A 5,245-nucleotide genomic window follows, 5' to 3' on the forward strand; every position below is an offset into this window, starting at 1 on the left:
CAGCGGTTTGATGATTGCAAGCCTGCTTGCCGAACGGATTCGCAAAGCTATCGTGGCCTTCGAATTTCCTGGTGTTGGGGATGTTACCGCCAGTTTTGGTGTTGCAGAATACCGAGAAGATGAACCCTGGGAATCTTGGCTATGCCGTTCAGATGCAGCCCTGTATGCAGCCAAAGAAGGTGGACGTAACCGGGTGGTCACCGATGCTTGCGGGGCTGATGAGGCTGACGAAGCCGAACTTCTTGATCTCGCTTTCCTCCGTCTGGTCTGGAGGAGCACCTACGAATCCGGCCATGCCTTGCTCGACACGCAGCACCGGAACCTATTCGAACACGCAAATAATTTGCTGATAGCGGTCATCGGAGAACGACCCACCGATGAGGTGGCACCTCAGATCGAAGCCCTTGTCGCAGACCTTCTGGATCATTTCCGCGATGAAGAAGCCCTTTTCCGCTCGATAGGATATTCCGGTGCAGATGAACATGCCCAAACCCACCAGGGACTAATCGACCGTGCCAGGGAATTGGTGGCGAATTTCACATCCGGCGAACTGGCCTTGGGCGACCTGTTCAACTTCCTGGCCTACGACGTGGTGGCAAAGCACATGCTATCAGAGGACCGAAAGTTTTTTGGACAAGTGCAGGCAATTCGCGATACAGCGGGTTGAACACAGGGAATCATTTCGGGCGATAATGGCGATATTCGGACGGAAAACTCCCCCCATCCAAGTCGGGGATCGATTCATGAAGGCCAACGACCAGACCCGGAAAGTCTGGGAGGTATCCCGACTTTGGACGGCGGTCGATGGTGTGCCCCATGCCCGGTTGGTGAACCAGCATGAGACGCTGATGGTGTCGGTTGGAACGTTGAATGATCAAGAGTTCTTCGTGGTCGTTCCTGTGATGCGGAACGAACCATAAAGCAGATCGGCGGTGGCGAACTGGCGAGAACTCCACCGCCGGATCGTGCTGGATGGATCAGGTCTACGGGGACGATCTATCCAGATGTGGCCGCATTGGGGGAATGCCACATCGAAACGCTATCGCATTCGCCCCGTGCCATCAAGACGTACAGGATGAACTTCTCGCCCATATGGTGAAAATCTTGAACGCAAATCCGAACATGGACACTGCATCGGTCACCGTAACGACAGTCAGCATCATCCATGTCAAGAACGCAGGAAAACTGCGTGCCTTGGCTGATGTTGAAGTCGTCTTTGATGGCATCGAGATGACCATCCAAGGTGTCCAGGTTCGAGCGGATGGCAAAGGCACCGAGGTATCCTTGCCAACATATCGAGCACCTGATGGTTCCTGGAGACCCGCAATCATCCTGCCCGACGAAATCAAGGCGGCCATTTCGGACACGGTGATTGCTGCTGGTTTGGAGGCCGAGATTCTCAGGGTGAAGGAGGAATCCTTGGCGGAACAGTGCATGAAGGCAGAGCCGGACCCGAGGTAGGGAACTTGGGAGGTATATGCCTTTCGAAATAGGCGTGATACCCTTGCTGCGTGAGGGGCTTAAGCCGGACAGGCTTACGTGCTGGAGTATTTGCTAATGACCTCCAATGCACAATCAACTGCTGCGGTTTCTATTTCGGCATTTCGAAAGCTAATTGTAGGGTCTGCTGCATTATGGACAGCGGCAGTCTTGCTTTCGTTTTGGATGGCGGCTGAAAACGAAAGGCAGCAAGCAGTGCGTTTGGCAGTTCAAGAGGCACGAACCAGCGTGCAAACAGATATTGGTTTCCGCCATTGGGTCGCATCTCATGGTGGAGTATATGTGGCTCCTGACGCCCAAACTTCCCCAAACCCGTATTTGAATGTCCCCGACCGTGATGTTGTAACCACGAACGGCAAACACCTGACCTTGATGAATCCTGCATATGTGCTGCGTCAACTGATGCAGTCGGGATTTGTTGCCAAGGGACGAATTACGAGCATGAAGCCCCTCAATCCGGAGAACGCCCCGGATGAATGGGAGCATCAGGCTCTTCTGCTTTTGGAGCAGGGTGAGACAGAGGTAACTGAAAAGGTTCTGAGCAACGGAAAAGCGGCTGTCCGTGTTATGGCACCAATCCGCGTCGAGCAATCCTGCCTAACTTGTCACGGCGATCAGGGCTACAAGGTTGGCGACCTGCGAGGAGGTATTGATGTCACCATTCCATTGGAGAAATCCAATGAAATTGCGTCAACGGAGATCAAAAGATTAGCTTTAAACCATGCAATCTTCTGGGCTCTGGTGATGTCTGGAATTGGCTTGATGTGGGGCATAGGTAAATCACATATTCGGAAGCATGAATTATTAACTAAACGGCATTTAATAACTCAATTCTCAATAGACAGAGCGGAGGAACCTGTTTACTGGATTAATGAATCTGGGTTGATTTCATATGTGAATGATTCTGCATGTTCGCTTTTAGGTTATGATGAGAGAGAGATGTTGAATCTACATGCATCTGAATTAAATCCGGACCACCCTCGTGAAAAATGGGCGGAGCATTGGCGTTCTTTAAAAGAAGAAAGATTCCTGCGATTTGATGCAACTTTGAAACGCAAAGACGGATCGACGCTTCCGGTCGAAATATCGGCAAACTACCTCTCCCATGAGGGGCAGGAATTTGATGTGGCTTTTGTTCGAGATATGAGTTCGCACAAGGAGGCCACAGTTAAGATTGCTCACTTGACGGATATTTATGCGGCTTTGAGCCAAACCAACAAGGCCATCATTCGCAGCAAAAGCCGCCAGGAACTCTTTGATGCCATCGTTCGAATCTCGGTGGATTTCGGGCATTTTCGCATGGCGTGGATTGGCGTGGTCGATGACGCGAGCCGAGCAATAGTTCCAGTAGCTTGGGCTGGTGAGGGGATCGCCTATTTAGATGGCCTGAAAGTGTCCGCTGATGCTGATAGTCCTTATGGGCAAGGGCCATCAGGACAATGCATTCGTGCTGGCGAGCACCGCGTTGCTGAAAATTTCTTTGGAACCCAGATAACAGCACCTTGGCAGAAGAGAGCGGCGTTCTTTAATTTTAATTCATCGGCCGCATTTCCACTAAAAAATCAGGGAAAAACTATTGGTACATTGTCACTTTACTCAGATGTTCCGGAATTCTTTACTGACGACCTCATCGAGCTTCTGACGGAGATGACCGATGAAATTTCATTTGCCTTGGACCGAATGGACCTGGAGGCAAGTCATCGTCAGCACGAAGCCGAGCAGAAAGAACTGGTCGAACGCTTGATGGCATCCAATACGGAATTGGAACGCTTTGCCTATGTCGCATCTCATGACCTCCAAGAGCCACTGAGAACCATCGTCTCTTTTACACAATTGCTGGATCGCCATCTGGGCGACAAGCTTCCACCGGAAGACCGAGAAAATTTTGAATTCGTCGTAGGTGCAGCAAAGCGGATGGGGCTGCTGATCAACGACCTTTTGGCATTTTCCAGAGTTTCGGCAAAAGGTGTCTCGTTCTCCCGCATCTCCCTGACGGCAGCATGTTCTGCGGCACAAGATAATCTCAGAGAGGTCATTTCCCAGAACCACGCAGAGATCACTGTAGGCCAGCTTCCCGAGGTCATCGGCGATGATGTCCAATTGATGCAGGTTTTTCAGAACCTGATCGGCAATGCTGTCAAGTTCCGCCATCCTGACCGTAAGCCTCAAATTTCCATTGATGCTGAACAGAAAGACGGCAAATGGCAGATTGCTGTCCGCGACAACGGGATCGGCATTGCAGACACTACCCAGGATATTTTTGAGATTTTCCGGCGGCTCCATGCTGGAAATCAATATCCAGGAAGTGGCGTTGGACTTGCGATCTGCAAGCGGATCATCACACAGCATGGTGGGCAAATTTGGGTGGAGCCAGAACCTGGGCATGGAGCCACCTTCCGGTTCACACTGCCGGTGTAGATTTTTCGCCGTCAGCGGCATGGTTGCCGTATTACGAATTTTAGAATCGATCAATTGCCGAAGCCTTATGCCTTTGGTAGCATTCCTGCCAAGCCAATGGTTTGGGAACGGCCATGATTGTTGCAAACACAGGTTGGCCTGATCTCGAACTCCTAAAGGCAGCCCCGATTCTGATATGGCGTGCCGGTCTCGATGCCAAATGCAATTGGTTTAACCCTGCTTGGCTTGCTTATACCGGCAGGACAATGGAGCAGGAGATGGGGGATGGATGGACGGAAGGTGTCCATCCCGGCGACTTTGATCGCTGCTTAAAAGTCTATCTCAATGCCTTCGCACTTCGTCAGCCGTTCGATATGGAATACCGCATAAAGCGGGCCTGCGGTGAGTATGGATGGATCGCCGATTACGGCATTCCGATTCTAAACCAGTCAGGAGAATTCCTCGGATATGTCGGCTATTGCTTTGACATTTCAACCAGACGGCAGAGTGAAGAAAAGCTGGAAATTGCCTGCAAGGATTTGGCGGCATCCAACGCCGAACTTGAGCAATTTGCTTACGTCGCATCCCATGATCTTCGTGAACCGCTCCGTATGATCAGCAGCTATGTTGACCTGATTGAACGCCGCTACGGACATCACTTCGACGGAGATGGGCATGAATTTATTGGCTTCGTCCGCGATGGTGCCCGGCGTATGGATGCGATGGTTCTGGACCTGCTTGCATTCTCCAGAATTGATAGACAGGGAGAACCACTGGTTCCGATGCGGATCGACGATGCCATTTCCCACGCCGTGACGAATCTCGGGACAGCCATTGCCGAGTGTGATGCACACGTCGTCGTCGATGTGGATGCATCGCTCATGGTGGTTGGGGACGGTCACCAGTTAGACCGTCTTTTCCAGAACCTGATTGGGAATGCCATCAAATACCGGCAAGAGGGGGTAAGGCCCTACATCGCCGTGATGGCACGACCTAACGACGGAAAGGCCGTCTTCTCTGTCCAGGATAATGGTATCGGAATCGCACCAGAATACTTCGACCGAATTTTCCTGTTGTTCCAGCGGCTTCATACCCGAGAGGTATACGAGGGAACCGGGATCGGTCTTTCTGTCTGTAAGAAGATTGTCGAGCGGCATGGCGGCGAGATTTGGGTCGAGCAATCACCTTCAGGCGGCTCGACTTTCCTGTTTACCATTCCAACGCCTGAGTAAACCCGTTTGGTTGACGATGCCTATTCGTCGTGCCATTCGTTATAGCCATACTTTTCGTAGGGGGTGACATGAACAAGACCGAATTGATCGCCGCCGTCGCCGATGGTGCCAACATG

General features: G+C 51.5%; 5 protein-coding genes. All 5 read left to right on the top strand.

Translation table 11 applies throughout. The features are described from left to right. Positions 1-667 (top strand): hemerythrin domain-containing protein (locus H261_RS24300; protein ID WP_152427075.1); only part of this gene is annotated, 667 nt, incomplete at its 5' end. Between the two features lie 76 nt (positions 668-743). Next, a complete protein-coding gene (locus H261_RS22330; protein WP_235063029.1) occupies positions 744-920 on the top strand; it encodes a hypothetical protein in 177 nt (58 codons plus the stop codon). A gap of 52 nt (positions 921-972) precedes the next feature. Further along, entirely contained in the window at positions 973-1,461 is a 489-nt protein-coding gene (locus H261_RS22335) for a hypothetical protein (protein WP_235063030.1), read from the top strand. A gap of 96 nt (positions 1,462-1,557) precedes the next feature. Beyond that, a complete protein-coding gene (locus H261_RS24305) occupies positions 1,558-3,918 on the top strand; it encodes an ATP-binding protein (RefSeq protein WP_081609037.1) in 2,361 nt (786 codons plus the stop codon). Positions 3,919-4,031: 113 nt separating this feature from the next. After that, a complete protein-coding gene (locus H261_RS24310) occupies positions 4,032-5,129 on the top strand; it encodes a sensor histidine kinase (RefSeq protein ID WP_081609036.1) in 1,098 nt (365 codons plus the stop codon). Positions 5,130-5,245: the final 116 nt, after the last annotated feature.

Source organism: Paramagnetospirillum caucaseum, assembly GCF_000342045.1.
GTDB lineage: Bacteria > Pseudomonadota > Alphaproteobacteria > Rhodospirillales > Magnetospirillaceae > Phaeospirillum > Phaeospirillum caucaseum.

Bases quoted from the DNA above. Each gene is read 5' to 3' on its own strand.
- H261_RS22330 (WP_235063029.1), top strand. From the start codon at position 744: ATGAAGGCCAACGACCAGACCCGGAAAGTCTGGGAGGTATCCCGACTT.
- H261_RS22335 (WP_235063030.1), top strand. From the start codon at position 973: ATGGATCAGGTCTACGGGGACGATCTATCCAGATGTGGCCGCATTGGG.
- H261_RS24305 (WP_081609037.1), top strand. From the start codon at position 1,558: ATGACCTCCAATGCACAATCAACTGCTGCGGTTTCTATTTCGGCATTT.
- H261_RS24310 (WP_081609036.1), top strand. From the start codon at position 4,032: ATGATTGTTGCAAACACAGGTTGGCCTGATCTCGAACTCCTAAAGGCA.